General features: G+C 59.5%; 20 protein-coding genes. 14 read left to right on the forward strand and 6 right to left on the reverse strand.

Annotated features, from left to right (window positions below; all coding sequences use genetic code 11):
• Positions 1-25 precede the first annotated feature (25 nt).
• The 4 genes from QE435_RS01585 to QE435_RS01600 all read right to left on the reverse strand — a co-directional run bounded on the left by QE435_RS01585 (position 26) and on the right by QE435_RS01600 (position 4,895).
• Positions 26-1,264 (reverse strand): Xaa-Pro peptidase family protein, encoded by a 1,239-nt coding sequence (locus tag QE435_RS01585; RefSeq protein WP_349039975.1) that lies wholly within the window; start codon positions 1,262-1,264, stop codon positions 26-28.
• 97 nt (positions 1,265-1,361) lie between these two features.
• Positions 1,362-2,603, reverse strand: coding sequence for an amidohydrolase family protein (locus tag QE435_RS01590; protein WP_349041107.1), 1,242 nt, complete (start codon positions 2,601-2,603; stop codon positions 1,362-1,364).
• A gap of 4 nt (positions 2,604-2,607) precedes the next feature.
• On the reverse strand, positions 2,608-4,194 hold the full coding sequence (locus QE435_RS01595; RefSeq protein WP_349039976.1) for a gamma-glutamyltransferase family protein: 1,587 nt from the start codon (positions 4,192-4,194) through the stop codon (positions 2,608-2,610).
• Positions 4,195-4,205: 11 nt separating this feature from the next.
• Entirely contained in the window at positions 4,206-4,895 is a 690-nt protein-coding gene (locus QE435_RS01600; protein ID WP_306929782.1) for a GntR family transcriptional regulator, read from the reverse strand.
• A 249-nt stretch (positions 4,896-5,144) separates the two neighbouring features.
• Here QE435_RS01600 and QE435_RS01605 point away from each other — a divergent pair, with 249 nt between their 5' ends.
• The 8 genes from QE435_RS01605 (at position 5,145) to QE435_RS01640 (ending at position 14,664) form a co-directional block, all read left to right on the forward strand.
• Positions 5,145-6,704: an ABC transporter substrate-binding protein gene (locus tag QE435_RS01605; RefSeq protein ID WP_349039977.1), complete on the forward strand. Its 1,560-nt coding sequence runs from the start codon at positions 5,145-5,147 to the stop codon at positions 6,702-6,704.
• Positions 6,705-6,777: 73 nt separating this feature from the next.
• Positions 6,778-7,743 carry an ABC transporter permease gene (locus QE435_RS01610; protein ID WP_349039978.1) on the forward strand — a complete coding sequence of 322 codons (966 nt, stop codon included), beginning with the start codon at positions 6,778-6,780 and terminating at the stop codon, positions 7,741-7,743.
• Positions 7,744-7,756: 13 nt separating this feature from the next.
• Positions 7,757-8,704 carry an ABC transporter permease gene (locus tag QE435_RS01615; protein ID WP_306929778.1) on the forward strand — a complete coding sequence of 316 codons (948 nt, stop codon included), beginning with the start codon at positions 7,757-7,759 and terminating at the stop codon, positions 8,702-8,704.
• Positions 8,705-8,725: 21 nt separating this feature from the next.
• The gene (locus tag QE435_RS01620; protein WP_349039979.1) at positions 8,726-9,919 is read left to right on the forward strand and encodes an amidohydrolase family protein; all 1,194 of its coding nucleotides are present in this window, start codon (positions 8,726-8,728) and stop codon (positions 9,917-9,919) included.
• Positions 9,920-10,523: 604 nt separating this feature from the next.
• Complete coding sequence (locus tag QE435_RS01625; protein ID WP_349041108.1) at positions 10,524-11,420, forward strand: amidohydrolase family protein; 897 nt, start codon at positions 10,524-10,526, stop codon at positions 11,418-11,420.
• Positions 11,417-12,415 carry an ABC transporter ATP-binding protein gene (locus QE435_RS01630; RefSeq protein ID WP_349039980.1) on the forward strand — a complete coding sequence of 333 codons (999 nt, stop codon included), beginning with the start codon at positions 11,417-11,419 and terminating at the stop codon, positions 12,413-12,415. Before QE435_RS01625 ends, QE435_RS01630 begins: the two co-directional genes overlap by 4 nt.
• Positions 12,412-13,389: an ABC transporter ATP-binding protein gene (locus QE435_RS01635; RefSeq protein ID WP_349039981.1), complete on the forward strand. Its 978-nt coding sequence runs from the start codon at positions 12,412-12,414 to the stop codon at positions 13,387-13,389. The genes QE435_RS01630 and QE435_RS01635 overlap by 4 nt, the downstream gene beginning before the upstream one ends.
• Positions 13,390-13,455: 66 nt before the next feature.
• A complete protein-coding gene (locus tag QE435_RS01640) occupies positions 13,456-14,664 on the forward strand; it encodes an amidohydrolase family protein (RefSeq protein ID WP_349039982.1) in 1,209 nt (402 codons plus the stop codon).
• 71 nt (positions 14,665-14,735) lie between these two features.
• Here the strand turns inward: QE435_RS01640 and tet(30) are convergent, their stop codons facing one another.
• On the reverse strand, positions 14,736-15,941 hold the full coding sequence (gene tet(30) / locus QE435_RS01645) for a tetracycline efflux MFS transporter Tet(30) (protein ID WP_349039983.1): 1,206 nt from the start codon (positions 15,939-15,941) through the stop codon (positions 14,736-14,738).
• An 84-nt stretch (positions 15,942-16,025) separates the two neighbouring features.
• Between tet(30) and QE435_RS01650 the strand changes: the two genes are divergently transcribed.
• Positions 16,026-16,673, forward strand: a complete 648-nt coding sequence (locus QE435_RS01650; protein ID WP_349039984.1) for a TetR/AcrR family transcriptional regulator C-terminal domain-containing protein — start codon at positions 16,026-16,028, stop codon at positions 16,671-16,673.
• A gap of 136 nt (positions 16,674-16,809) precedes the next feature.
• Here the strand turns inward: QE435_RS01650 and QE435_RS01655 are convergent, their stop codons facing one another.
• The gene (locus QE435_RS01655; protein WP_349039985.1) at positions 16,810-17,316 is read right to left on the reverse strand and encodes a hypothetical protein; all 507 of its coding nucleotides are present in this window, start codon (positions 17,314-17,316) and stop codon (positions 16,810-16,812) included.
• A gap of 134 nt (positions 17,317-17,450) precedes the next feature.
• Here QE435_RS01655 and QE435_RS01660 point away from each other — a divergent pair, with 134 nt between their 5' ends.
• The 5 genes from QE435_RS01660 (at position 17,451) to zwf (ending at position 24,635) form a co-directional block, all read left to right on the forward strand.
• On the forward strand, positions 17,451-18,113 hold the full coding sequence (locus QE435_RS01660; RefSeq protein ID WP_349039986.1) for a response regulator transcription factor: 663 nt from the start codon (positions 17,451-17,453) through the stop codon (positions 18,111-18,113).
• On the forward strand, positions 18,110-19,480 hold the full coding sequence (locus QE435_RS01665) for a HAMP domain-containing sensor histidine kinase (RefSeq protein WP_349039987.1): 1,371 nt from the start codon (positions 18,110-18,112) through the stop codon (positions 19,478-19,480). The genes QE435_RS01660 and QE435_RS01665 overlap by 4 nt, the downstream gene beginning before the upstream one ends.
• 331 nt (positions 19,481-19,811) lie before the next feature.
• Positions 19,812-22,229, forward strand: coding sequence for a glucan 1,4-alpha-glucosidase (locus QE435_RS01670; RefSeq protein WP_349039988.1), 2,418 nt, complete (start codon positions 19,812-19,814; stop codon positions 22,227-22,229).
• Positions 22,230-22,242: 13 nt separating this feature from the next.
• Positions 22,243-23,247, forward strand: coding sequence for a phosphogluconate dehydrogenase (NAD(+)-dependent, decarboxylating) (gene gnd, locus QE435_RS01675; protein ID WP_349039989.1), 1,005 nt, complete (start codon positions 22,243-22,245; stop codon positions 23,245-23,247).
• 17 nt (positions 23,248-23,264) lie between these two features.
• On the forward strand, positions 23,265-24,635 hold the full coding sequence (zwf, locus tag QE435_RS01680) for a glucose-6-phosphate dehydrogenase (RefSeq protein WP_349039990.1): 1,371 nt from the start codon (positions 23,265-23,267) through the stop codon (positions 24,633-24,635).
• The last annotated feature ends 6 nt before the right edge of the window (positions 24,636-24,641 follow it).

Below are 24,641 nucleotides of genomic sequence, written 5' to 3' on the forward strand. Positions count from 1 at the left end.
AGGAGAACGAGCGTGAGCGCACCGCTCACGCACTGCCCTTGGCAAGATCAAGCAGACCTCGCGGCAGGCTGTTCATGCATTGCGTCCCACTCTGCGTTACCAGAAACTGATCCTCGATCATCAGCGCTCCGAAGTTTTGCCCATAGAACGGCGCTTCGAGCGCAACCACCATATCGATCTCGATAATCTCCCGATTACCGGCAGAAAAGAACGGCCATTCCTCGATACCGACGCCACCACCGACGGAGTGGCCGAAATGTCCGCGGTAGTATTCACCGAATCCATCGCGCCTCATTGAGCGGAGCATAGCGTCATGCACCGCGCCGAAGGTGTTGCCGGGGCTGATCTGCTCCAGCCCAGCATAGAATGCGGTCTCCAGCGCCTTGAAGATATCCTGCGCCAATGGCGATGCCGGACCGTAGGTCACGGTGCGCGCGCCGTCGGATGAGTAGCCTTCGACGAGCGTCCCGACATCGGCCTTGATCAAATCACCCGGCGTGACCTTTGCAGCGCCATTCGACAGGTCCGGTCCGACAGAGATGTAGTCCCAATGCCCGCTCAGCGTAAAACCGCCTGCCGCAGCGGCTTCCTGCGCACCCGCCTTCCACGCCGCCGAGAGGCTCGCGAGCGAGACTCCAAGAGCCACGGCGTCCATCATGCGCTTGAGACCAGCCTCTGCCGCCATGGCGGCGCGCCGGAGGCGTTCGATTTCACGGGGGGTCTTGATGGCGCGCAAGCGCCTGAGCTTGAGGGAGCCATCGACCCATTTGACAGATGGAAGAGACGTCTTCAGAACCTCGAAATCAGCGGCGGGCATAAATTCGAGATCGACCCCGATCCTCGCATTGCTGAGACCCCTCTCCGTCAACAGCTCGGCCAAGAGGTTGAAGCATTCCGACCGATCGAAAGTTTCCGGTCTCGGGCCTCCCACGCCCGAACTCCGATACGCGCCATCGATGCCGGAAATATCGTTGACGCCCGACAGATCGACCCCGTCGATCCAAATGCGATGCGTGCGGACCTCAACATCCGGAGCCCTTTGCAATACCACTGGCGCGGCATGATCGCTGACGACTGCCGCAAGTGAATGCTGGGAATCACTCGGAACCAGCGCAGCCGCGGCGCCTGCCCTGCCCCACATGGTGGCGACGCCCGCGGGCGCGCCGATCGCATATTGAAAGGCTTCCGGCTGGAAGAGAACCAGCGCATCAATGCCGGCATCGCGCATCAGCCGCTCCGCCCGTTTCCTGTCCAAATCGCTCAACGCTGCCTCCACGAAAACTCAATTCGGTTTAGCTGAGGGGGATGGATGTCGCCAGCCGCATTCACGATCCCTCACCACAGTGACTTAAAGGCAGTTCCTAAGGATCGGATGATGCCGTGTCGAAAATGACGGGCTTCGGACGAACAAAGGTTCTTCGTCCGGCCTTCCAGCCCGCAATCGCAGGTGCCGAAGAACGCACGGCATGACGGGGATCATCAGCATCCAGAATGACGATATCGGCAGCCCCACCGATCCGTAACCGATGATCAACGCCCATGATCGAAGCCGCACGGTCGCTGACCATGGCGAAAACCTGATCGATATCGTCATCGCGCGAAAGCTGCATCACATTGGCATAGAGATTGGCCATTCGCCCGAGCGAGGCATCGCCGAAAGGCGTGAATGGGTTGAGCACATTGTTGGTGGCAACCGCTGTCCGAACTCCATCTGCCGAAAGGAGATGAGCCGGTGTAATGCCGCGGGGGATATTTGCCGCTCGGCCTCGCCCCATCAGAAAGAGATCGGTCGCTGGCAGAACGACGAGCGCGATGCCAGCCTCGGCAACTTTTCGGGCGATAAGGGATCGATCCTCGGGATTAAGAGCGGAAAGGTTGGTGACATGCCCGATGGTGACACGGCCGGAATAGGCGTTGGCCGTGGTTTCGGCAATCACCGCCGGAAGATCCGTCTTGGCGGGGTCTAGGCTGAAATCCAGATGGAAATCGACATCGACATCGTGCCTCCTTGCGAGCGCGAAGATGCGACGCACATGCTCTTCCGGGCGGGGATCGGTGTAGGGACATCCCCCAACGAGGTCCGCGCCGGTGCGAAGTGCCTCGTCGAGCATGGCTTCCGTCTCTGGCTCCTGCGTCAATCCTTCCTGTGCGAAAGCGCAAATCTGGATATCGATGGCGAAAGCAAATCGCTCCCGAACCCGCTTGATCGCCTCGAAGGACCGCATGCCGGCGCGCGGGTCGATCTCGACGAAAGTTCGCATGCGGTTGGTGCCATGCATGATCGCTTGACGCACAACGGCGCTTGCGCGGTCGTAGACATCCTCCTGCGTAAAGCCCGCCTTGGCCTTCGCCGTTTCGCGCACCGCCTCCTCCAGCGTGCCCTCACAGATCGTGCAGCGCTCCAGAATGCAGGCCTTATCCAGATGCACATGACTATCGGCGAAGCCCGGAAAGGCAAACCGACCGTCAAAATCCTCCTCTTCAATGGCGTCGCAGCGAATGTTGCGGCGCATGTCGACAATCAGCCCATCGCGAATGGCGATGTCGATGACGCCAGGCTCTGCTGCGGTCCGAACATTTCGAAGAAGGACATCGGCGCGCATGTGCTTATACTCCCACTGCGCAACCATCGCTGCGAGGGTCATGCGCGCCGTCGATCCAGCCATCCTCACCAATCTTGATGATCCCTGCCTGACCCGCAAGCGCGCTGAGTTCTGGAATAGCGACGACGCCGTGGCCATAACGTGCAAGCGTATCGATCACGTCTGAGCCGACAGATTGCTCAATCTTGAGATTGTCCCGGCTGTCTGAAAATGTGCGTCCAAGAAGAAAGCGCGGCGCTGACAATGCCGAAAGCGGATCAAGGCCGTGGTCGATCAGCCGGCTGAGCAGCAGAGTGAGCGTCTGCGGCTGACCGTCGGCACCTTGCGTTCCGTAGAGGATCGCTGGTTTTCCGCCGCGCAGCGCAATACCGGGGTTAAGCGTATAAAAGGGCCTCTTGCCAGGCGCGATCACGTTGGGACTCTTTGGGTCGAGACTGAACGCCGCGCCGCGGTTCTGCCAGAGGATGCCGGTATCTTCCAGCAGCACGCCGCTGCCCCAATCGTAATAGGTGCTTTGAAGAAGGCTGGCGGAGCGGCCTTGCGCATCCGTCGCCGCGAGAAACACCGTATCGCCATTACGAAAGGGTGCAGGCCAAGGCAAGGCGACATTGCGATTGATTTTCCCCGCCTTCGCCTCGAGACAATCCCGCGCCAGCCAGGCGGCGCAGTCCTGCTCGACAAAGTCCGGGTCAGCGATACCGCCCCGCTCCAGAAAGGCCTGTTTGATCGCTTCTGCACAGAGATGATAGAACTGCGAAGTATCCGGACCGGTGTCATGCATCGCGAAATTCGACAGGATGCCCATGATCGACAGTGTCGTAACACCTTGGCTGGGCGGCGGCGGGGCCAGAAGTTCGAAATCGCGGTAGGTGAGCGATAAGGGGGCGGCCATCGTCGCGCCTGTCTTTTCCAGATCGCGCTTTCGGATCGGGCTGCCTGCCGCCTCAAGCCCCTTGGCAATGCGGTCAGCCACCTCGCCCTCGTAAAATGTCCGGTAGCCTTGAAGGGCGATCTCTTCCAGTACGGCGGCCAACTGCGGCTGGCGCTGGATGCCTTCCTTCACGAAGAAGCTGGAAACGCCCGGCCATCCATCGATCTCGTCTTTGCGAAACTGGTGCCAGTGGGCCTGGGATTGGCTGACGGGAAAGCCGCCCGCCGCAAATTCTATCGCATCGCCCAGCAGGCTCGCGAAGCTCTCGGTGCCACCCCAATGGGCATGAGAATAGTCTAGAGCCTGGCCCCAACTGTCGACCAGCGCCGCCGTCGTCAAGGTGGAGAGAGGGCCACGAGTCGGGATAACATCGAGCTTCGGCAGCGCCTCAGCCGCTTGCCCGATACCCATGATCGCGTCGCGTCGTCCTTCGCTATCGGCCACGATCCAGATGGCATCTCCGCCCAGTCCGCAAAAATGCGGATAGAGAACCGTCAGTGCCGCCCCCGCCGCAATCACGGCCTCGATCGCCGTGCCGCCCCGCCGCAACACCTTGGCACCGGCTTCGCTTGCCGCGCGATGTGGCGTCGTGACCATGCCCTGCCGTGACCGGGCAGCGTGCGTGTTCTGATGTGAAAAGATGCCCTTACGCGTCGCCATTCTACCCAACCTCACTCCGAGGCCGAGATGTAGCGGCTGAGGATTTCGCTGATATCCGGACCGTCATCCTCGTCATCGGCTTTGGCGCGATCTTCGACCGCGTGCAAATGGTGGTCCATGATGTGGGTCGCAGCCTCGACATCGAGATTTTTCAACGCCTCGATCAACTGGATATGTTCATCGATCCCGCATTCCGCCGAATGTGGTCTGCCGAAACGTGCAAGGATGAGCGACGACCGGGAGACGACCTGGATGATGAATTCGATCAAAAGCTTGGAGCCAGTCAGCTCTGCCAGCAGGATGTGAAACTCCCCAGCCAGCCGGATGGAGCGCGGCGACGATGCGCGCAAGGCGCGTTCCTCTTCCCGCACATGGCTTACCAGCGCATCGATGCCGTCCTTCGGCATGCGCTTGCATAGCCGGTCGATGACCTCCCGCTCTAGGCAGCGGCGCAGCGCGAATACTTCCACGGCCTCTTCGAGGGTCGGCATGGCAACGGCAGCGCCACGGTTCGGCTTGATCTCCACCAAGCCGTCCGAAGACAGCCGGACCAGAGCATTGCGGGCACTCGTGCGGCTCACGCCGAATGTATCCCCGATTGAATCTTCCGGCAGTTTCGTGCCCGGCTTCAGCGCCTGCTCGAGTATGGCGCGACGCAGCGAGGCATAGATCGCGTCGCTTCTGGTCAGATTCGTGGACATCGATGTCAAATCCCGCTCGTATACATTTAGGCCGTATATCGCACAAATTTTGTACCGAATCCATCCAATTTAATTGCATACAATTTTTGGCTTGAAATTGCATGCGAAGTTGCTTAGCCTTGTTCTACAGCCACATAGAATGGCGCGACAGACATTGCCAGCCCGAAGAAAAACGGAGCGGAACGTCAAAATCGCATGCAATTTCGATTGAAATTGAATGCAAGATGAATCCATAAAAAGGGAACCATAATGTTAAGCAAACGCATATTACTGGGAACGAGCCTTGCGCTTCTTGCTCTGACCATGCCGGCCACGGCCAACACGCTGAAATGGGGCGCCTCGCGCGATATCAGCTCCCTCGATCCCTATTCCTACGGAGACAGCTTTGCTCTTGGCGTGCTCAACCACGCCTATGAGGGCTTGATGCGCTATGACCGCAATCTCAAGCTCGAGCCGGCACTCGCCACATCCTATGAAATCATCTCGCCCACCACGTGGCGCTTCAAGCTCCGCGAGGGCGTAAAATTCCACAATGGCGCGGATTTCACCGCGGACGACGTCCAGGCCTCGCTCCTGCGCGCCACCGATCCGAAGTCGCCACTGCGCGGCAATATCCCGGCCTATAAAGGCTCGCGCGTGATCGATGCTCATACGATCGAAATCGATGTGACGGCCAATTACCCGCTGCTCCTGAACGATCTGACGACCATCTATATTTTCAACGCCAAATGGTTGAAGGACAACAAAGCGGAAGCGCCGACGGATGTCGGCTCCGGCACCGAAGGTTATGCGACCTATAATGAAAACGGCACCGGCCCGTTCAAGGTCGAAAGCCGACAGCCCGACGCCAAGACGGTTTTCGTCAAATATGATGGCTGGTGGGATAAGCCTGAGCACAATATCGACCGCATTGAACTGACGCCGATCGCCTCCAGCGCCACGCGCGTTGCAGCACTGCTCTCCGGCGATATCGATTTTACCGATCAGGCACCGGTTCAGGACTTGCCGCGTCTTGAGGCTGCAGCATCGCAGGTCAAGCTTCTGGAAGGCACCGATCTGCGCACCGTCATGATCGGCTTCAGCCAGCGCGATACGCTGCTGTCCGGTGCGCCGAACCCGATGAAGGATTTGCGTGTGCGCCAGGCCATGCAGCTCGCCATCGATCTGGACCTCATTCAAAAGCGCGTCATGCGCGGCAAGTCTCGCAATGCAGGCACGCTGGTCGCTCCACAGATCCCCGGTTACGACGCCGCCCTCGATACGCCGCTCAAGGCCGATCCGGAGAAGGCCAAGGCGCTGCTCAAGGAAGCGGGTGCAGAAGGTTTCGAGTTCGACTTTAACTGCTCCGACACGCTGGTGAATGAAGAGCAGGTCTGTCAGGCGGTCGCTTCAATGTGGTCGCGCGTCGGGCTCAAGCCGAAGCTCGATCAGGGACCTCGCGCCGTGCAGACACCGAAGCGCTCTTCCGGAAAGGTCGATGTCTATACGCTCGGTTGGGCGACACTGCCGATGCTCGATGCCTACAGCCTGACCTCGCAGGTTCTCCACACCAAGGAAGGTTCCTTCGGCATCTTCAACTGGGGTGGATGGTCGGACAAGGAGTTCGACAAGGTGACGGAAGCCTCCGCTGTGGAACTGGATCGGACGAAGCGCCTTGCTCTTTCGGCAGATGCCCTGAAGATCGCCAAGGAACACGCGCTGATGATCCCGCTGCACCAGCAGCCGCTTGCCTGGGCAACCAGCGCGAAAGTCAAGGATTTCCCGCTCTTCTCGGATAATCTTCCCCGCCTTTGGCTGGTGAAAATGTAACAGCGGATGGCCCTCGCCGCGCAGACGTGTCGCGGGGGCCAGCTTTCTTTCTTCGGACAAAGGACAGGGTGTCATGCTCGCCTTCCTCATCAAGCGGATCGGCAACGCCGTTCTCGTGATGCTCACGGTTGCCTTCTTCGCCTTCCTCATTTTCCGTTTCCTCGGCGATCCCGTGGAGATCATGGTCAATGAAAGCGCCACCCAGGTCGAACGCGACGAGCTGCGCGCCCGGCTCGGTCTCAATGACGGGTTTCTCGTTCAATATGTCCGCTTCGTGACCAATGCGGCCCAAGGGGAATTCGGACTGTCCTGGCGCAACCAGCAATCCGTGCTGACACTGATTGCCGAGCGGTTTCCCGCGACCTTCGAGCTCGTGCTCATCGCCACTTTCCTGTCGCTCGCCATCGGTATTCCGCTTGGCGTCTTTACCGCCATCGGACGCGGGCGCTGGTGGGCGGAAGCCTTGCAGTTCTCGTCGATCGTCGGCGTGTCCCTCCCAAGCTTTCTGGTTGGCATTCTGCTGATCCTGACCTTTTCCGTTACCCTTGGCTGGTTGCCGGGTTATGGTCGCGGAGAGGTCGTGCGCATCGGCTGGTGGTCTACCGGGCTCCTGACCCCGTCAGGACGCGCAGCGATTGTTTTGCCCGCACTATCGCTTTCGCTTTTCCAGATCACCCTGGTGATGCGGCTGGTGCGCGCCGAAATGCTGGAAACGCTTCGGACCGATTTCATCAAGTTCGCCCGCGCACGCGGGGTCAAGAGACGCGCTCTCTGGTTTCGCCATGCGCTGAAGAACTGTCTCATGCCGGTGGTGACACTTACCGCCATGCAGGTCGGTAACCTGATCGCCTTCGCGCTCGTCACCGAAACGGTTTTCCAGTGGCCGGGAATGGGCATGCTGTTCATGCAGGCGGTGACCTTCGTCGATATTCCCGTCATGGCGGCCTATCTCTGCATCGTATCCTTCATTTTCGTCACGCTGAACACGTTGGTTGACATCGCTTACGCCGTCATCGACCCTCGGCTGCGCGCAGCATGACCGGGAGACTATCATGACCGCCATCGAACAGACCGCCGCCGTTTCCCGTCCTTCTCGACTTTCAAGGATGCTCCAATCCGACCTGTGGTGGAGTTTCAAGCGCCACCCCTCGGCGATTGCCGCAGCAATCCTGCTTCTGATGTTGATCGCCTCAGCTTTCTTCGCCCCGCTCATCACGGTGCAGAACCCCTATGATCTCGCGTCACTCGACCTGCTGAACGCCGAAATTCCCCCGATCTGGATGCCGGAGGGCCAATGGCCCTTCATTCTCGGCACCGATGTTCAGGGGCGCGACATGCTGTCAGCCATACTCTACGGCTCCCGTGCCTCGATCATTATCGGCGCAAGCTCCGTTCTGGTCTCGCTTGTTATTGGCACGATGCTTGGCCTCGTCGCCGGCTATCACGGCAAATGGGCCGACGGTCTGCTGATGCGCACAGGCGATGTCCTTCTTTCCATGCCGACGATGCTGATCGCCATCCTCGTGTCAGCACTGGCAAGACAGGCACTGCCGCCGTCGCTCAGGGAAGCAGGGGCCTCCGGTGTTATCGTGCTTGCGATCTCGCTGTCGGCCTGGGTGCAATATGCGCGCACCGTGCGCGCTCAGACCATGGTGGAACGCAACAAGGAATATGTTCAGGCCGCCCGGCTGATCCGGCTGTCCAAATGGAAGATCATGCTGAAGCATATTCTTCCCAACACCACGACGCCGCTGCTCGTCACGGCAACGTTGAACTTCGGTCTGGGCATTCTCATCGAGGCGACGCTCTCTTTCCTTGGCGTCGGCATGCCGCCCGAACAACCATCGCTCGGCACGCTGATCCGCATCGGCAACCAGTATCTCTTCTCCGGGCTCTGGTGGATCGTGCTCTTTCCAGGCTTGCAGCTCTGTCTGCTCGTTGTGTCGATCAACGTGCTCGGCGACTGGCTGCGCGACGCCCTCAATCCCAAACTGCGCTGAAACCGTGCGGAGACAATGTCCATGAGCGACCTTCTGATTACTAACGCAAGACCGATGGGCGGCGACACCGCCGATATTCTGATCCGCAACGGTCGGATTGCCGACATCGGCCAGGATCTCGCAGCCGAGGGCCTGCCTGTCGAGGATGCCGGCGGACGTCTCGCCATTCCCGGCCTTGTCGATGCTCATACCCATCTCGATAAATCTCTGCTGGGCTACCCTTGGTACGTCAATGAAGTCGGTCCGCGTCTGATCGACAAAATCGACAACGAGCGCAAGGTCAAGCGCGACTATGGGTTGGACGCTCATATCCAGTCCATGCGCCAGGCGCTGCAATCGGTCGGCTACGGCACGACGCTCATCCGCACCCATGTGGATATCGACACCGATCAAGGTCTGGTCGCTCTGGAAGGCGTGATGGAGACGCGGCGCCAGCTGGCGGGCATTGTCGAAATCGAAATCGTCGCCTTCCCTCAATCGGGCCTGATGCGCCGCCCCGGCACGGCGGAACTGCTGGATGCCGGCATGGCGATGGGTGCCGATCTCGTTGGCGGTCTCGACCCGTGCGGCATGGATCGTGATCCCAAGGGTCATCTCGATACGATCTTTGCCATCGCCGAGAAGCACGGCAAGGGCGTGGATATCCATCTGCATGAAAGCGGCGAACTCGGTGCCTTCTCCATGGAATTGATCTTCGAGCGCATCCGTGCGCTCGGCATGCAAGGAAAGGTCGCCGTCAGCCATGCCTTCTGCCTTGGCGATCCGGACTGGAACATGACGCAGGGGCTGATCGACACCTGCGCCGAACTCGATGTGCCGATCCTGACGACGGCCCCGCCCTCGCGCGAAGTCCCGTCTCTGCGCCGTTTGCGCTCCGCCGGTGTCCGCTTCGGCGCCGGTGTCGATGGCTTCCGTGATACCTGGGGGCCCTATGGCAATGGCGACATGCTGGAGCGATCGATGTTGCTCGGCATGAAAAACAACCTGCGCCGCGATGATGAACTGCTTTGGGCGCTCGATGTCTGCACCACTGGCGGTGCTCAAGCCATGGATCGTGCAGACCATTCACTCACGATTGGCGGCCGTGGCGATGTCGTCATCGTTGAAGGGGAAACGGTCGGCGAAGCGATCGTCACGCATCAACCTCGCAAGCTCGTGGTCACCGCTGGCAATGTCGCCGCCCGAGACGGCACGAGCCTGAAGGAGCGCCCATGAACGCGCCCTCATCCTGGTCGATGCTTCCGCTCGGTAAAAGACCGCCGGGGCGCTGGGCACTCAAGGCTCGTTTTGTGGTTGCCGACCTGCCCGAAGGCAGGCGCCTCATACCGGACGGCGAAGTCGTCATCGACAACAACACAATTCTCTGGGTCGGTCGAGATTTCGAGGGCGACGTCTCGGCTCGCTATGACATGGGCGACGCTCTCATCGGTCCGGGCTTTGTCGATCTGGACGCGCTCTCCGATCTCGACACGACCGTTCTCGCCATGGACAACCAGCCCGGCTGGAAGAAGGGTCGCGTCTGGGTCGCGGACTACGCACCCCGCGCCTACGAGATGTACAGCCAGGATGAACTTGCCTTTCAGAAGCGTTACGCCTTTGCGCAGCTTCTCTTGAACGGCATTACGTCGGCACTTCCGATTGCCTCGCTGTTTTACCGTGCCTGGGGCGAGACGGTTGCAGAATTCGAAGCAGCAGCAGATGCAGCGGAAGAGCTCGGTATCCGCGTCTGGCTGGGCCCCGCCTACCGCAGCGGCGGGGTCATCCTTGATGAAAGCGGCGCCATGCAGCCGGTCTTCGATGAAGAGCGGGGACTGGCGGAATTGGCAGAGGCCGCGTCCTTTGCCCAACGCATTCACGGCAGCGGCAATGGCCTGATTTCGGGCAGTTCGCACCGGATCGCGTGGAAACCTGTACCGAAACGCTGCTGCGTCAGACCTTTGCTCATGCCAATGATATGGATATGCCTGTTCGCCTTCACATGGCGCAGGGCGAGATGGAATTGCAAACCATGCGCCGCCTGCACGGTGTCACGGCTCCGGAATGGCTGGATCGCCTTGGCCTTCTTTCGCCTCGCCTGATCGCGCCGCACGCGACCGTCGCGACAGAAGACGATCTTGCGCGCTACGCTGCACAGGGCGTGACCGTCGCCCATTGTCCGCTCGTCTCTGCCCGCCACGGCTCGACGCTCAAATCCTTCTCCCGCCGGAAGGCGATGGGCATTCGGATCGGCATGGGTACCGACACCGCCCCTCCCGATATGGTTCTCAACATGTCGGTCGGTCTGATAATGAACCGGCTTGCCGAGAGCCGCGGTGATGCCGGTTCCGCCGTAGAGTTCTACGATGCCGCCACCGTTGCCGGCGCCGATGCGCTGAAGCGGCAGGATCTCGGCCGTATCGCGCCGGGCGCGAAAGCCGATTTCGCCGTTTTCGACATGGCCGACAGTATGATCGCGCCACGGATCGATCCGATCCAGACGCTTGTCTACGGCGCCACCGGTCGCGTTACCCGCGCCACCATCGTCGATGGACGGGTTTCGATGCGTGACGGAGAGGTGGCGGGCATCGACCTCATCGCCGCCAGGCGTCAGGCACAGCGTCAATTTGATGGACTTGTCGCCAAATATCCCGAACGGACGTTTCAGCATCCGCCGGTCGAGGAGATTTTCCCGCCGAGCTATCCGCTCACGCATCACGCCAGCGAGGTGTCGCAATGACCTCAGCCACTCAGACACCGACAGCGATGCCGGCTCTTGAAGTCAAAGGCCTGTCCGTTGAGTTCCCGACCCGCAAAGGCATTCTGACCGCCCTCTCCGACGTCTCGCTCACCGTCGAGCGAGGCGAAATTTTAGGAGTCGTCGGCGAGTCCGGCGCGGGCAAGTCGATGACAGGCATGGCCGTTCTTGGGCTGCTTGAACCGCCGGGACGGATTGCTGCGGGCGAAATCCGCATCGGCGGCACGCGCACCGATACTCTGAGCGAGTTGGAGATGAGCACGGTTCGTGGCCGCATGGTCGGCGCAATCTTTCAGGATCCGCTCACCTCGCTCAACCCGCTCTTCTCGGTCGGCCAGCAACTGATCGAGACGATACGTCTGCACTCGAACCGCAGCCGCGCGCAAGCACGCGCCCACGCCGTCGACCTGTTGAAACAGGTCGGCATTCCGGGCGCGGATGAGCGCATCGATCATTATCCTCATCAGTTTTCCGGTGGCATGCGCCAGCGCGTCGTCATAGCGCTCGCGCTTGCGGGCGATCCGCAATTGATCATTGCCGACGAACCCACCACCGCGCTCGACGTGTCCATTCAGGCGCAGATCACCACGCTGCTGCGCAAGCTTTGCCGCGAAAAGGGCGCGGGCGTCATGCTCGTCACCCACGACATGGGTGTGATTGCCGAAACCGCCGACCGCGTGGCCGTCATGTATGCAGGCCGGGTGATCGAGGTCGGCCCGGTCGACAAGGTGCTGCGCAACCCTAAGCACCCTTATACGCGCGGCTTGATGGGTTCCATTCCCGCACTTGGCGCCCGTGTCGAGCGGCTGACCCAGATCGATGGCGCCATGCCCAGGCTCAACGCCATTCCTGAAGGCTGCGCGTTCAATCCCCGCTGTCCGGATGTCGGCCCCCGCTGCCGGCAGATGAAACCCGCGCTTGTGCGCAATGATCACGGCAGCGTCGCCTGTCTCGTCCACGATGGAGGTGTTGCATGAGAAGCCCTGACAGTGCGCTGGAAGTCGATCAGCTGACGCGTGTCTTCGACGTCTCCGCTCCCTGGTTGAACCGTGTGATCGACCGCAAGCCGAAGCGCTATCTTCGCGCCGTCCAGGACGTGACCTTCACAGTGCAGAAAGGCAAGTGCCTTGCTCTCGTCGGAGAGTCCGGCTGTGGCAAATCCACCGTCGCCCGACTGGTGACGGGACTGTATGACCCAAGCGAGGGCGCCATCGTCTTTGCGCCGGCCGAGAAGGGCGTAAACAGTGGCAAGCCGCTCGAAGCCCAGATGATCTTTCAGGATCCGCACGCCAGCCTCAACCCACGCTGGCGGGTCGGCAACATCATTGCCGAACCCATTCAAGTCTTCGGCCTTCGACAAGGCAGGGAGGCGATCGATGCGCGCGTGGCGGAGTTGTTGCGAACCGTCGGCCTGTCTGCGGACGATGCCGGGCGTTTTCCGCACGAGTTTTCAGGCGGTCAGAGACAGCGCATCTCGATTGCGAGAGCGCTCGCCAGCGAGCCGGAATTCCTTGTCTGCGACGAACCGACCTCGGCACTCGATGTCTCCGTCCAGGCACAAATCCTCAATCTGATGCGCAGATTGCAGGATGAGCTTGGTCTGACTTACCTCTTCATCAGCCACAATCTCGCCGTCGTCCGGCACATGGCCGATCGCATCGCTGTCATGTATCTCGGCCGGATTGTGGAGGAAGCGGAAACAGAGGCACTCTTCGCCAATCCTCAACATCCCTACACGCGGCTTCTGCTGCAAACCATCCCCGATGTCGCAGCCCCCAATCGCGATCGCGCGCTGATGGGCGGCGAGCCGCCAAGTCCGCTCGATCCGCCAAAGGGCTGCGCCTTCCATCCACGCTGTCCCATCGCCACCGAGCTGTGCAGCAAGGTTGCGCCGGAGGTCCGAACACGCGATGGCGGCGGCAAGATCGCCTGCCATCTGGCGCCAGAATAAACAAGTGCTGTGATGAGCAAGCGAATACTTGCGCCTCATGGTGCAAAATACGGAAAGGAAACCCCGATGACCACCACAACCATCTTCACCAATGCCAAGCTGGCCGACGGGTCCCTGCGCGACATTCACGTAGACAATGGCCGGATCACAGCCATTGAAGCAGCAGGTAGTCCCACTTCGCTGGGCGCGGCGTCCGCCTCATCGATCGACCTTTCCGGCGATCTTCTGCTGCCGGGCTTCGTAGAAGGACATATCCATCTCGATACCAGCTTTTATGGCGGGAAGTGGGTGCCGCATCGCCCCTGCACCAATGGCTTTGATGTTCATGAACGTGTCGCCTTCCAGGCTGAGAACATGGCGAAGGCCGAGCCGATGGCGGAGCGCGCGCGCAATCAGCTCGATCTTTGCATTTCCAAAGGCACGACCCAGATGCGTAGCCACGTGATGGTCGATGGTTCGGTCGGGCTGAAGTCTTTGGAAACCATCCTCGCTGTGCGCGAGGAGTATCGGGATATGATCGATATCCAACTCGTCGCCTTTCCTCAAAGCGGCATCCTGAAAAACCCGGGAACGCCAGAGCTTCTCGATGCCGCCATCGGTCTTGGCGCAGATCTTGTAGGCGGGCTCGACCCCGCAAGCTTCGACCGCGACGTGAACGGCCATCTCGACGTGGTCTTCGGCGTTGCGGAAAAGCATGGCGTCGATATCGATATCCATCTGCATGACGCAGGCTCGATGGGCGCTTTCACCATCGAGGAAATTTGCGACCGCACCATTGCACTCGGAATGCAAGGGCATGTCGCCGTCAGTCATGCCTATGGTCTGGGCGACCTTGCACCGGATGCGGCGAAAAAGATTGCAGCCCGGATCGCGCAAAGCGGCGTCTCGATCATGACCAATGCCCCCGGCAACCACAATTTCCCACCGGTCGCTCTGCTGCGCCGCGAAGGCGTGACGGTTTTCAGCGGCAGTGACAATATCCGCGATTCCTGGTGGCCCTATGGTGATGGCGACATGCTCCACCGTGCAGAAATCATCGGCTACAGATCTGGCTTCTACACCGACGACGAGCTCTCAGCTGCCTTCGACATCGTGACGGCTGCGGGTGCAAAAGCCTTGCGGCTAGACGGCTATGGGATTGAAATCGGTGCGAAAGCTGATTTCGTCTCCCTGGCAGCGGAGCATGTGCCGGAGGCCGTGATTGCCTTTCCGACGCGACACAAGGTTTTCAAGAACGGCCGCCTGCTTGCCGAAAACGGGCGGGTGAAGCGTTAGCAGCAGCAGACCCAGCCTATACCAAAGCAGGCCGGGACGAACCCCGGCCTGCAACGTGCTGCGATGTCATTTCAAACGAGCGTCTCGCGCTGATATTCGTCCACAGGCTTCGGCGCCTTTACCGTCGCAAAAAGCGGTGACGCCAGAAGGTAGAGCGCGGCTCCCACCATCCATGTCGTGCCGATCCAGACCGTTTGGGTTGAAAAGAACAAGGCGGTCGTCAGAACCGGTCCGGCGATACCGGCAAGACTCATCAGGCTCGCCAAAACACCCTGCAACTGTCCCTGTTGCTCATCGCTCACACGGCTGGTTGCCAGCGACTGTAGCGCCGGCATCGCAACACCCCCGAGTGCAAAGAGCGGTGCCACGGCATACCCCATCCAGCTTTGGGTGGCGAAGGCCATCAGAACATAGGCCAACATGTCGAAGGCGACGCCGATCATCAAGGTCCCGAGGTCGCCGAAGCGGCGCGATAACGGCCCGACAAGGAAGGCCTGGGCCAGTGCGCCACTAACGCCGAAAACCGATAGCGACAGGCCGAGATGAACGGAATCCCACCCAAACCGCTCGGCACCGTAGAGGACCCAGATCGTCCCTGGTATGGCGGCGACAAGACCGAACACCACGAAGACGATAACAAGCGGCAGGAGTTCTTTGAAATTCCACAACCAGAGCAAAGGTCGCAAGGGGTTGAGTTCTTTCAGCTCGAACCTGGTTTCGTTCGCTGACCGGCTTTCCGGCAAAACGAACAGTGCGACGAGAAAATTGAGCCCATTGAACAGCGCCGCCACAAGGAAGGGCGAGCGCAGCCACCAGGCACCCATCACACCTCCGATGACCGGGCCAATGATGAAGCCCGTGCTCATCACCGCACCAATCGTGCCAAACCGCTGCGCACGCTGATCGGCAGGAGTAATGTCGGTAATATAAGCGCTCGCCACCGCCATATTGGCGCTGGTTATGCCAGCAACCGCTCTGCCCACCACCAACACCCAGCCGAGTGGTGAAAGGCCCATGACGAGGTAATCGATGAGAGTTCCAGCCAGAGAAAGCAGCAAAACCGGACGCCGCCCGAACCGATCGCTGAGCGCGCCCAGAACCGGCGAGAAGACAAATTGCATGATGGCGAAGACTGCCAGCATAAGCCCATAGAGAAATCCGATGTCGTTTCCTCCCGTTACTTCATGCAAGAGATCGGGAAGAATGGGGAAGATCAGACCAGCACCGATCGCATCGAGCGCAACGGCTGCGAGAATAACGATGAGGGCCTTGTTCATGGAGAGGCGTCCTTGTAGGCTTTATCAGCGATAAATTTATCAGTGATAAGCTCCCTTATCACTGATAAGTCAAGAGGTGTTTTCATGGCGATTGGACGCGAGCGCATTGTCGATGAGGCTCTGCTGCTGCTGAATGAAGTGGGGATAGACAAGCTATCCACGCGAAAGCTTGCGGAGCGGCTGGGGGTTCAGCAGCCGGCACTCTACTGGCATTTCCGCAACAAGTCGGAATTGCTGGATGCGATCAACTCGGAGATGCTGCTGCGCTATCATCACGATCGCCTTCCCAAACCAGGCCAGGACTGGGTGGCATTTACCCTAGCCAATGCCCGCAGCGTCCGCAAAGCGTTGCTGACTATGCGCGATGGCGCGCGATTGACCGCAGGCACACGACCATCCGTCGCCGATTTTGCCGATGCGGAAAAGGTACTGCAACTCTATGTAGATGCGGGTTTTTCGGCGAAAGAGGCCTTTGGCATCGCCATCTGCGTGACGCGCTATGTAGTGGGTTATGTTCTTGAAGAACAGGGAGAGCAGGAGCGTGAACGGATCGACCGCGACCAGCCAAAAGCTGATTTCGATGCAGACATTGCGCCGTTTCCCTTGCTAACCGACGCTCTAGAAACCTTTCGCGAGGTCGGGACGGTCAACACCGAAGCTGTGTTCGAGAGCGGGCTTGGTTATCTTGTGGCAGGTTTGCAGGAAACGTTGCGGCGTAAGCAATCAGTGTGAGGGCAAGCCGTGCGATCCCTCATCTCACGCTCCAAACCACCGCATTGATTCCACCCATGATGATAGGGTCGCCCGGGACACCGGGCGACCCTATCGAATCTCATCTACTCGCTTTCGCTAAAGGGATATCAGAAGATTAGGGCCTGTGGGGGCCGCCCTCCGGTCCCCGAGGACCACCTTCTGGTCCGCGAGGCGGTTTACCCGCCGGGCCGAGTTGATCGGTCTTTCCGTCTTCGTGGACGATGTAGCTGCCATGGAGGAAGCCATCGTCGAAGCGGCCCTGGACGGTCACGACCTCGTCCTTGTTGACGATGGTACCACCCTTTCCTTCCGGTCCCGTTTCCACGAGCGCGCGGCCACTTTCATCCTGAATGATGAACTTGTTGCCGAAGATTTCCACCACCTTGCCCTTGACGCTGGTGAGGCTGTCGTTTGGCATGGCCGAAATCGCGACGGGTGCGATGGGCGCAAGCTCTGCAGTGGGGCGCGTCAACTTCATTGCACCTGCACCTCCGGCAATACCGACTGCCAAAAGGGCGATGGCACCAACGGTTAAGGCAGCCGCAGAACGTTTCTTCGGATGCGGATGGACGTGCTTGATGTCTTCGTGATGCTTGTTTTCGGTTTCAGGTGTAACAGACATTTCTGGTCTCCTTTGTGATTGGAATGCCCGTTTCTACCAAAGCCCCACCACCACCAGCCTGAACCATCCCGTTCAGCTTGAGTTAAGCGTCCAGCACCATAAGAAAGCCGGATCCCACGGAGTAGAATTTCCTCATGCGTGTCCTTCTTGTCGAAGACGATACCGACCTTGCACACCGGATTGCCAGCAGTCTCAGAAACGAAAACTTCGTTGTCGATATTGCGCGCAACGGTGAAGACGGTCAGCATGCAGGGCTGACCGAAGCCTTCGATGTCGCGGTCCTCGATCTCGGGCTGCCCAAGATCGACGGCGTTTCGGTGCTCGCCTCCTGGCGCGACGCTGGCCGAACATTTCCGGTGCTTGTGCTGACCGCCAGAGATGGCTGGCCGGATAAGGTGGCAAGTTTCAAAGCTGGCGCCGACGACTTTCTCACCAAACCATTCAAGGTCGAGGAACTGGTCCTGCGGCTGCGCGCTTTGGTTCGGCGCGCCAACAATCATGCCAGCGCCATCGTCACCTGTGGATCGATCACCTTCAACGCCCAGCTCGGAACCTTCGAGAAGGATGGCGTTCCCTTGAAGCTGACCGCCCTGGAGTGGCGCGTACTCTCCTGCCTGATCTTGCGCAAAGAGATTATCGTGGACCGAAGCGAGTTGATGGAACGCGTCTATGATGGCGACGCCGAAGTGGACTCGAACTCCATCGAAGTCATCGTGGCAAGGCTGCGGCGAAAGATCGGCGCCGAGTTCATCCAGACCGTGCGTGGCAGGGGTTACATGATGACGGCTGCGTCATGAGGTGGCCGCGCCTTTCCCGCCCCAGCTCGATTGCCGGACGACTCACGGCATTCTCCGCCGTGTTTGTGGCGGGCGCTATTCTCGTCGCATCCGTTATCCTCTGGCTCATCGTTGCCGGGGTCGTTCGCGAACAGATCGACCAGCGGCTCGATACCCAGATTGAAGGTTTGCGCAGCGGCTTGACCATGAGCGAAAACGGCCAGCTAATGCTGGCTTCTCAACTGGACGGACCGCCTTTTGATCGACCAAATTCCGGATGGTATTGGCAGATCAAGTCAGAGACATCGACGATCTCATCCCGTTCTCTGGAGCGTCGCGTCCTCAAACCTGGCGGACGCCCGGCGGATTGGCGCGATCTCGCGTCGGCGCGGCCTAGGCCGGGTGATATGGAAGACGATAACGGACGTAGGCTTTACACACGCACCCTGTTCACTCGTATTAATGGCCAGCCTGTGCAGATCACGGCGTCTGCGCCTAACGCTGCGTTGACCGATCCCGCGTTCCGTTCCCTCATGTGGCTCGTGCCAGCCATGGCGTTTCTTGGTATAACGCTCCTCATTGGCACTTACTTACAGGTCCGGTTCGGCCTTAAGCCGCTCAAACGCTTGACGGCCGACATTGGAGAGGTGTCAGCCGGAAACCGCTCAACTCTTCCTGAAGGGGACGTGGAGGAGTTGAAGCCCGTATCGAAGGAGATCAACCGGCTGATTGCATTAAACGAGCGGCGGCTTGAGGAGGCGCGGATTCATTTCGCCAATATGGCCCATGGGCTTAAAACGCCGGTCGCCAGCCTCACGCTCGGATTGAACGACGACAACGATACGAATGGCGGTTTGAGAGATCTCGTCCAGCGCATCGACCGTCGCATCCGGCATCATCTTGCCGATGCGCGAAAGTCGGCGGCGGGGCAGCTATCAAGCAGGCACGTCTTGCTTCGCCCTCGTCTCGACGACCTCATTCTGGTTCTTTCAAACATTTACAGGGACAAGGCTTTGTCAATTCGCTGCGAGGTTGAGGATCAGACCAGCCTCCGCTGCGATGCGGAAGACGTGGACGAAGTTCTCGGCAATCTGCTGGACAATGCGTTCAAATGGGCGTCCACAGCCGTAACGGTTTCTTCCGTGCGGAAGGGCGGTTTTGTCGAGATCACGATGACAGACGACGGCCCGGGCATTTCCGAAGACAGGATCAACGAGGCGTTCCAGCCGGGTATGCGGCTGGATGAGAGTATACAGGGCAGTGGCTTCGGTTTGGGTATATCCAAGGAAATCACTGAACTCTATGGCGGCACCGTAAGGCTCCAAAATAGTGAGAGCGGTTTTCAGGCCATCGTAACGCTCCCGATCTCCAGTCACATATCGTCATAAGTCGTCGCGCATCGGTGCAACCGAAACCGGGTCAATCTCGTTATTGCAGCGGATTTGATATAGGCATTGATGAAGATGGCGCTGGATAAAGCGATAAACGCATCGGGGTTTGTCTGAGAATTAAAGAAATGTAAGTTGCCCAATACCCCCCGGTATTGGAGTATGCATTAGACAACGTGGGTGGTATGAGCGCCCATGTTACAAATTTTGAAGTTAAGCTATTCATTTCGCAGCGCATTAAGGCATTCTTGAAATGGCCAGTCCTTCCTCTAGTGATTTTCCAACAAACAACAAAAATGAGTTGGAGCCACCCGGACTGGGTGTGAGCCGAATGTTAGACGCCGCTCCCGGAGCGCCTGGCATAGACGCGCGCTGGACCTCAAGTGCGAAGAATGGCATCGGCACCGCGCTTTCCAAACACTCGCGTGTCTGGTTCACATTGAGCCACGGCGTTCTAAACGAAATTTACTACCCCCGCGTCGATAGCGCCTGCACACGTGATTTCGGCTTCGTTGTCACCGGAAAAGACGGCTATTTCTCAGAGGAAAAGCGCGACTGCGACGCCGAGACGACAACTGTTGCTCCTGGCATCCCTGCCTTCTCCATCACAAATACGGCGCGAGACGGACTTTATCGCATCGAGAAGCAGGTAATTACCGATCCCGCCCGAGCCTGTGTGCTACAACGCGTTCGCTTCGCCGCGCTTAAGGGAGATGTGCGCGACTACAGGGTTACAGCTCTGCTGGCCCCACACCTGGTGAACGCTGGACAGCTGAACTCAGCCTGGATCGGTGAGTTCGAGGACAAGCCGGTGCTTTTCGCCACTGGCCGCTCCCGCTATCTGGCGCTGGTATCAGACATCCCATGGCGAGCCTTGAGCGCCGGCTTCGTCGGCGTGTCGGATGGTTGGCGGCAGTTGAAGCAGCATGGACGAATTGCAGAACAGTATCAGCGCGCCGATGACGGCAATGTCGCGCTCGCTGGTGAGCTGGCTTTCACCAGCGACTGCACCGAGGCCACGCTTGCCATTGGTTTTGGTCAAACCGAATTCGAAGCTGCGGCTGCGGCGACTGCAAGCCTGAAGGATGGCTTCGACAAGGCGCAGCAGCACTATGTTGCCAACTGGCAGGCCTGGCAGGAGAAGCTTGCTCCGCTTGATCGAGAAGAGCAGAACGGCGTGAATACCTACCGGGTTTCGACCGCGGTTCTCGCCTCTCACCGAGCAGCAGACCGCCCTGGCGCTGTCGTGGCCAGCCTCTCCATTCCTTGGGGCTTTTCGAAGGGCGACGACGATCTTGGCGGTTATCACCTCGTTTGGCCCCGGGATCTGGTGGAAACAGCAGGTGGATTTCTCGCAGCAGGCAATGCCGAGGAGGCGATCGCCATCCTCGATTACCTTCGCCTCGTCCAGCAGCCCTCGGGCCGTTGGCCGCAAAACCTTTGGCTCGATGGAAAACCCTATTGGCCCGGCATCCAGATGGATGAATGCGCCTTTCCCATTCTGCTCACCGATATGCTGCGCCGTCTCGGACATCTCGATGCGAAGGCATTGAAGCGCTTCATGCCAATGCTGCGCAGCGCCGCGAACTACATCATCACCAACGGCCCCGCCACCGCCGAAGACCGCTGGGAGGAGGATGCAGGCTACAGCCCCTTTACTCTTGCCGTTGAAGTATCAGCACTACTGGCAGCCGCCGACCTTCTATCCCTCGAAGGAGATGAGGTGGCAGCCAATCATCTGCGCGAAACAGCCGACTGCTGGAACGACCAGATCGAAAAATGGACCTTTGCGGGCGAGAAGGATTTTTGCGCCGCGGTCGGCATCTCCGGTCACTACGTCCGCATCGCGCCCATCGGTGTCACAGATGAGGTGAGCGCTTCGGGCGACATCGAAATCCGCAACCAGACACCGGATCGGGCCCTCCTGCCGACGGCGGACGTTTTGAGCCCCGACGCGTTGGCGCTGGTACGCTTCGGTCTGCGTGCGCCGGATGATCCACATATTGTCGACACCATCAAAGCCATCGATCACAGCCTGCGGGCCGATCTGCCACAAGGTCCGCTATGGTACCGTTATACCGGCGACGGCTATGGAGAGCACGAAGATGGTGCGCCATTCGATGGCACCGGCCAAGGCAGGCCCTGGCCTCTGCTAGCTGGGGAACGCGCGCATTACGAACTCGCAGCTGGCCGGCGTGAGGCCGCTGAAGGCCTTCTATCGACTTTGGAAAGATCGGCAGGTTCGGGCGGACTTTTCCCGGAGCAGGTCTGGGATGGCCCCGATGTTCCGGAGAAAGAGCTTTTCCTCGGCCGCCCGTCCGGCAGCGCCATGCCTCTGGTCTGGGCGCATTCCGAACACATCAAGCTGCTTCGTTCTCTGACAGACGGAGCGGTCTTCGACATGCCGCCCCAGGGCGTGGAACGCTATATCAAGAACAGGACCCGTTCGGATCTGCGGATATGGCGCTTCAACAATCGCTTGTCCTCCATCCCGCTCGGCAAGACGCTGAGACTTGAAACGGAGGCAGACGCTTTGGTGCATTGGAGCATAGATGACTGGGCGACGGTTACAGACACACCGATGGTGCCGTCAGGGCTTGGAACATACTATGCCGACCTGCCTTTGAGCCACGAGGATGAGGACAAGACGATTGTCTTCACCTTCTACTGGCAGGACCGCGGGCATTGGGAAAATACTAACTTTACCGTTCACGTTGTGGCGGAATCGGAAGAATCCACACGCATTTAACATGGAGAATGATATGCAGATCGCAATGGTAGGTCTTGGCCGCATGGGCGCCAATATGGTGCGCCGCCTGCTCAAGCAAGGTCATGACTGCGTCGTCTTCGACGTCAACGCAGACAATGTTGCAGCGCTCGTCAAAGAAGGTGCCAAGGGTGCCTCCTCGGCCGCTGACCTCATCTCCAAACTCGAAAAGCCGCGCGCCGTCTGGCTGATGCTGCCCGCCGCCATCACCCCGAAAATTGCACGGGACTTTGCCTCGAAGCTCGATAATGGCGATGCCATCATCGACGGCGGCAACTCGCTTTACCATGAAGCCATCAACCTTTCCGCGGAGTTTGCGCCACTCGGTATCAATTTTATCGATGTCGGCACCTCGGGTGGCGTCTGGGGCCTTGAGCGGGGCTACTCGCTCATGATCGGTGGCCCGAAGGCAGCCGTGGAGCGGCTCGACCCGATCTTCGCCTCGCTCGCCCCCGGCGCTGGTCAGGATATTGCGGAAGATCCGGATACGGGGACCGCGCCAAGAGGCTACCTCCATTGCGGCCCGGCGGGTGCCGGGCACTTCGTCAAGATGGTGCATAATGGCATCGAGTATGGCGTCATGGCCGCCTATGCTGAGGGGCTCAATATCCTGAAAGCAGCCAATGCCGGCAATAGCGAACGGGAGGCGGATGCGGAAACAGCACCTCTTGCCAACCCGCAATATTATCGTTTCGATGTCGACCTGCCCGCCGTAACAGAAGTCTGGCGCCATGGCTCGGTTATCGGCTCCTGGCTGCTGGATCTGACGGCAGAGGCCCTCAAGCAGGACCCGCATCTGGAAAACTATGATGGCCGTGTCTCGGACTCCGGCGAAGGCCGCTGGACGCTGCAGGCCGCCGTGGAAACGGGTGTGCCCGCCCCTGTTCTCGCCTCGGCGCTCTTCGAACGCTTCTCCTCACGCGGTGAGGCGCAGTTCGCCGGCAAGGTGCTCTCCGCCATGCGCCACGCCTTTGGCGGCCATCTGGAAAAAGCCAAGTAAGGCGGGAGACAAGAGCCATGGCACAAGCGCAGTCAGACGTACTGGTGGTGTTCGGTGCCACCGGCGATCTTGCCCATAAGATGATCTTCCCCTCGCTCTATGCGATGGTGAAGCGCGGCGCGCTCAACACGCCGATCATCGGTGTTGCTTTTGACGACTGGACGCGCGACCAGCTTATCGCGCGTGCAAGAGACGCCGTTTCAAAACATGTCGACCATATCGATGAGACCGTATTCTCCAAGATGGCGGAGAAAATGTCTTACGTGTCTGGCGACTACCGCAGCCAATCGACATTCGACAAGTTGAAGCAGGCGCTGACCGAGCATAAAAGCCCGCTCTACTACCTCGCGATCCCGCCATCCCTGTTTGAGACCGTGGCCGATGGTCTTGATCAGGCAGGGATTGCCAAAGACGCCCGCCTGATGGTCGAAAAGCCTTTCGGACGCGATCTTGCTTCGGCAAAGAAGCTGAACGAGGTGCTGCACAAAGTCTTCGAGGAAGACGCAATCTTCCGCATCGACCACTTTCTCGGCAAGGAAGCCATTCAGAACCTCCTCTATTTTCGTTTCGCCAACAGTTTCCTTGAGCCGGTTTGGAATCGAGACCACGTCGAGAGCGTTCAGATCACCATGGCCGAGGATTTCGGCATCAAGGGGCGCGGCAAATTCTATGACGAAGTGGGCTGCATTCGCGATGTGATCCAGAACCACCTCGTCAATGTTCTCCTGCTTCTCACCATGGAGCCGCCTGCGACCGGTGCCTCCGACGATCTGGTGGATGAGAAGGTGCAGGTTTTGAAGGCCATGCCGCCACTCTCGAAAGACGATGTGGTACGGGGTCAATTCGAAGGCTATACCGATGAACCGGGTGTGGCCCCCTCCTCACCGACGGAAACCTTTGCCGCCGTTCGCTTCCGCGTTGAGACATGGCGGTGGAACGGCGTGCCATTCTATATCCGCGCAGGCAAGAACCTGCCCGCCCACGCTACGGAAGTCGTCGTCCGCTTCAAGCGGCCACCTGTAACCCTCTTTGATGAGATCACGGATGCATCGGCTAACTATATCCGCTTTCGCCTCGGGCCAGATATTTCCATCGGTGTCGGCGCGCGCCGCAAGGCAGCAGGCGAAAAAATGCGAGGCGAAGCAGTCGAACTCACCGCGCTTGATGACGGCATCGGCGATATGGCGCCCTATGAACGATTGATCGGCGATGCCATGGCCGGTGACCGGCAACTGTTCACCCGGCAGGATGCAGCGGAATTGGCGTGGAAGATCGTTGAGCCGATCCTGGACGACAAGGCCATTCCACCAACCTATACGCCTGGGACTTGGGGGCCAAGCGATATGGAGAATTTCGCACCGCCCGGAGGTTGGGTCGACCCTGCCTGACGATTG

The organism is Agrobacterium sp. SORGH_AS 787 (assembly GCF_030819035.1).
Taxonomy (GTDB): Bacteria; Pseudomonadota; Alphaproteobacteria; order Rhizobiales; family Rhizobiaceae; genus Agrobacterium; species Agrobacterium larrymoorei_B.